Consider the following 4,638-nt stretch of genomic DNA (forward strand, 5'->3'; position numbering starts at 1 on the left):
CTTAACAAACAAACTGCTGCGGAGAGTAATTGTAATTTCATCGTGCACATAAGGGATAAAATCGCTCCGGCATTCACGCAACACCGGAGCGATTCAAATGATTATAAACTTTTCAGTGCAGCTATTATTCTGGATTCTGCATCCGCAGCCGCCACTTCTTCCTTCACAAATTTCTGACCGGTGATATTTTCAAACAGTTCAATGTAACGCTCACTTACGCTGTTTACAAATTCATCTGTCATTTCCGGTACCTGTTGTCCGTCTTTACCCTGGAAACCATTTGCCATCAGCCACTCGCGAACAAACTCTTTGCTGAGCTGTTTCTGCTGGGTGCCGGTTTTCTGGTTTTCTTCGTAGCCTTCTGCATAGAAGTAACGGGAAGAATCTGGTGTATGAATTTCGTCAATTACGTAGATGGTATCGCCGATTTTTCCGAATTCATATTTGGTATCTACCAGGATCAGTCCACGTGCTTTCGCCATTTCCTTACCTCTTTCAAACAGCGCAAGGGTATACTTTTCCAGTTGTTCGTATTCTTTTTCACTCACCAGTCCTGACTTGATAATCTCCTCACGGGAAATATCTTCATCATGTCCTTCGTGCGCTTTGGTGGTTGGCGTAATGATAGGTGTTGGGAAGAAATCATTTTCCTTCAGGCCTTCCGGCATTGTAACACCACACAGTACACGCTCACCGGATTTGTAAGTTCTCCAGGCATGGCCGGTAAGGTTACCACGTACCACCATTTCCACTGGGAAAGTTTCACATTTCAGACCGATCGTTACATTCGGTAACGGGGAAGACTTCACCCAGTTAGGAACGATGTCCTTAGTAGCTTCCAGCATAATGGCAGCTACCTGATTCAATACCTGACCTTTGAAAGGAATCGGGCGGGGCAATACTACGTCAAATGCAGAGATACGATCACTTACTACCATTACCATCAGCCTGTCTTCAATGGTGTAAACATCGCGTACTTTTCCTTTGTAAAAGGCAGTTTGACCTGGCAATTTGAAACTTGACTCTAACATGAATAAAAAAATATTAATAATTAAAGATGAAAATCACGCTTACGAGTTGCAAAAGTAATCAGGAATCACATGATTATTTGCGAATGCGCTATTTTTTTTCTGAATCAGGATTAAACGGGTGTTCGGCTAACCTCCCAGTCCTGCCAATTGCCGGCTATTGCTGGCGTATGGGCGAAGCAGACCAATGATCACTTCATTCTCGGCGTATGGAGTCAGGTATTCCCGGAAGTGTTCCACCTCGGTGGTATTCACGTTTGCCGGCACGTAGCCCATACCATAAAAGCGGCCCTTCTCCATGAGGATACAGCTTTTCTCATCGCTATGCCGCCCTTTATCTACAATGATCACAGAAGGTTGTTGTTCCTGTAAGAAAGCGATGGCGGCTTTCATGCGTTCATTATATGTTGCCGGGGCCTCGGCCTTTTCACAGGCGCCTTTGCAGGTAGCCGCGGTGATGCCGGCACAGGTACCATCGCCTTTTTGGAGGAAACACAGTTTGGGGCACAGCTCAAACTCTTTTATGAGCGAGCGTAGCAACCGGTGTCCGTCTATCAGCAGGTTAAAGCTGTGTACCGGATGCGAGTACTTCCGTTTCTTTTCTATCGCCAGTCTCAGGTAACCCTGCTGGTCTTCGAACAGATAGAATCCGTATCTGAACTCCACCCGCTTCTGGGAGTAGTTGAAAATAGGCCACAGGCGCTTGATCTCTACCGACTCCAATATACAAGCCATCAGCTCAGTAGCAGTTTCCTGGTGGGTAATACTATGAATGGTACGCAAAAAATTTTGTCTTTGCCGGCTGGTGCTGTTACCTGTAAAATGGCTATTGACGCGCTTCTTCAGGTCCTTCGCCTTGCCTACATATACAATCTTTCCTTTCTGGTCGTGAAAGTAGTATACGCCGGGCCGGTCTGGCAGTGACTTTACCTGTTCGGGTGGCAGGTTAGGCGGCAGGAATTGTTCCTTGGATCCCACCTTTAAGGCGGCGGCAATCACTTTCTCTTTGTCGTTGGCCAGCATCAGTCCAAAAAGCTGTGTGGTGGCTTCCGCATCGCCACCTGCCCGGTGACGGCCGTTGACCGGAATACTAAAGTGCCGGCAGATGTTACCGAGACTATAGGATTTCAGGCCGGGAAATATTTTACGTCCCAGTCGTACCGTACACAGCTTTTTACATTGCAGGTCGTAGCCTGCATTGCCCAGCTGGTGCTTTATAAAGGAGTAATCGAAGTTTACGTTATGGGCCACAAAGATCCGGTCCTTCAGCAAATCATATAAAAGGGGGGCAATCGCCTCAAAGGGCGGTGCTTCCGCTACCATACTATTACTGATACCCGTTAATGATTCTATGTAATAAGGAATGGGGATACCGGGGTTTACCAGGGATTGGTAATGCTGCGTGATTTCCTTCCCATCATACAAGAAAACGGCGATTTCCGTAATGCCATTGGCGCTGGCATGGCCGCCTGTCGTTTCAATATCTACAATTGCATACATCCGTTACAAAGATAGGGATTGTTGTTGCTTATTCAAACGCCTTAATCCAAGCAGTGCCAGCAAGGTATAAAAAGCAGTTAGCCCCAGCAAATGCAGCACAGACGGCATATTACTGGCCAGGGTACCTCCCGTTTGCACAATAGACTGGTATGCCCGGAGGAAGGGTGTAGTGGGTACCATAGATGATACCCATTGCAAGGGCACCGGCAATGATTCGTACGGCCAGGCATAGCCCGCGATGAGAAATACCGGGTAGGTAGAAAAGACCATCAGCTGCGCCGCCATCAGCTGACCGGGAAACATAGTGCCTAACCATATACCCAGTGGTATGAGTGTTAAAAAGAAGATGAGAAAAACAACGGCCACATCGAATGCGTGCCCACGGAAAGGAATGTTCAGCGTGGTATAGTTCACCGTCATAAAGAAGAAAGCGTAACAGCAAAAAAGGATCAGGTAAAACAATCCTTTCCCCCAGAGGGTGGCCGACAGACTTCCCCCGGCCACACGCACCATTTCCGGAACACTTAATTTTTCCTTGTCCAGCGCCATGCTTTCCGCGAGGCCGATTAATAATGTCTGTTGCAAGATGAGCGCCAGCAAACCGGGCAACAGGAAGGCGCCGTAACTGGACCGGGAATTATACATAGGCCGGTAGTCCAGGTTCACGGGCTGTGTTTCGCGCATAGCCATTTGTGAATTCAGGCCCTGCATTTCATTGTATTTTAGTCGTACCCCTGCCCCTACTGTGAGCGCCAGTGTGGTGATGGCGCCGGCCACTTCGCTGGAAGGCAGGAAGCGCGCCGCATTCACCGCCAGCACCATATCCCCTTGTTGCAGGGCCAGTACATTTTTCTGCACGCCACCGGGGATGTAGAGATAGCCCTGGCATTCACCGTAATACATTTTCTCCTGCGCATCTTTTAAATCTACTGCTCCCACTACTTCTACTATCTGCATCTTAGCCAGCTGCTGCAGGAACGTCCGGGACAATTCACTTTTATCATCATCGGCTACGGCCAGCAATACTTTTTCTTCTACCTTATAACTATAGATACTGCCATAGAAAAAGGCATATAAGAGGGGTGCTATCAGCAAGGTGAGTAGCAGACTATGGTCTTTAGCCACCAGCTTTACTTCCCGCAGGAACAACCGGACGATATGACGAAAAAAATCAAGCATGCTGCCATTGGAGTTTATTCAGCCTGCGCTGCAGAAACAACAGCGCCACCGGAAAAGTGACAATAATATAGACCAGCAACTGCCCTATTTCCTTATGCACATAATGCAATGGCAATTCCATAAAGTATACTTTAAAAAATCCATCCAGGAAAGGTGTAAAGGGCATCAGCCAGGCGTAGTACTGATCGTACCAGGGCATGGCCCAGCGGGGAAAAGTGAAGCCGCTGAATACAAAAGCCGGGGAGGTATAGAACAGCCCCAGATCGCAGGACACCATTACGTCGCTCACAATAGCCGACACCATAAACCCGATGCTGATGCAGCCCATCATGAGCAGGGTAAAGATGGTAAACAGCGCCCAGGACCCACCGATGTGGCCAGCGGCAAAGACAGGATATACGATACAGGTGACCAGGATATAGTGCAACCAGCCTACGCTTAGAAAGGCAAGTCCCTTGCCTAACAGAATATTGGAAGCGGAACCATTTGCCGCCACCTTCAGCTCCCCCAGCGTACCTCTTTGACCTTCCAGGTTAATGGCCAGTACTGTTACCATGATGATCATCATTTGCAGTGCTACCACAATAAGACCGGGCACCAGGTATTGCAGGTAGCTGAATTGCGGATTATAGAGCAGGTAAGAAGTTAGTTTGATAGGTTGCACCAGCGCCATGGCCTTGCCCGCCGGCATACCCGTTTTCATAAACTTTTGCAGCGTTACCCCGGAACCCGCGGTGATCAATACTTTGGCGGCATCTTTATAGATCAGTTTCCCCGTCACCACAGCGGCCGTGTTGGTATATAAAGTAATGTACACGGGCTGCCGGCTCTTGATGTGGTCATCCATCCGGGCCGGAAAGTGAATGGCTCCCTGAATAACACCACGCTGCATCATTTCCTGCAGGGTGGCTTCATTATGTACCTGCTGCGT

The 4,638-nt window shown here is 48.4% G+C and carries 4 protein-coding genes; all 4 read right to left on the minus strand.

The annotated features are described in order from the left end of the window. Positions 1–101: 101 nt before the first annotated feature. Positions 102–1,031, minus strand: a complete 930-nt coding sequence (locus VIP81_RS19420; protein ID WP_331964900.1) for a phosphoribosylaminoimidazolesuccinocarboxamide synthase — start codon at positions 1,029–1,031, stop codon at positions 102–104. 126 nt (positions 1,032–1,157) lie between these two features. Next, a complete protein-coding gene (locus VIP81_RS19425) occupies positions 1,158–2,528 on the minus strand; it encodes an exonuclease domain-containing protein (protein WP_331964903.1) in 1,371 nt (456 codons plus the stop codon). Positions 2,529–2,531: 3 nt separating this feature from the next. After that, positions 2,532–3,707, minus strand: a complete 1,176-nt coding sequence (locus VIP81_RS19430) for an ABC transporter permease (RefSeq protein WP_331964906.1) — start codon at positions 3,705–3,707, stop codon at positions 2,532–2,534. Continuing rightward, a partial coding sequence (locus VIP81_RS19435) for an ABC transporter permease (protein ID WP_331964909.1) occupies positions 3,700–4,638 on the minus strand: 939 nt, incomplete at its 5' end. The genes VIP81_RS19430 and VIP81_RS19435, both read right to left, overlap by 8 nt.

The organism is Chitinophaga sp. (assembly GCF_036566945.1).
In the GTDB taxonomy this organism is placed as follows: domain Bacteria; phylum Bacteroidota; class Bacteroidia; order Chitinophagales; family Chitinophagaceae; genus Chitinophaga.

Coding starts and splice junctions, on each gene's coding strand:
- VIP81_RS19425 (WP_331964903.1), bottom strand. CDS start 2,528: ATGTATGCAATTGTAGATATTGAAACGACAGGCGGCCATGCCAGCGCC.
- VIP81_RS19420 (WP_331964900.1), bottom strand. CDS start 1,031: ATGTTAGAGTCAAGTTTCAAATTGCCAGGTCAAACTGCCTTTTACAAA.
- VIP81_RS19430 (WP_331964906.1), bottom strand. CDS start 3,707: ATGCTTGATTTTTTTCGTCATATCGTCCGGTTGTTCCTGCGGGAAGTA.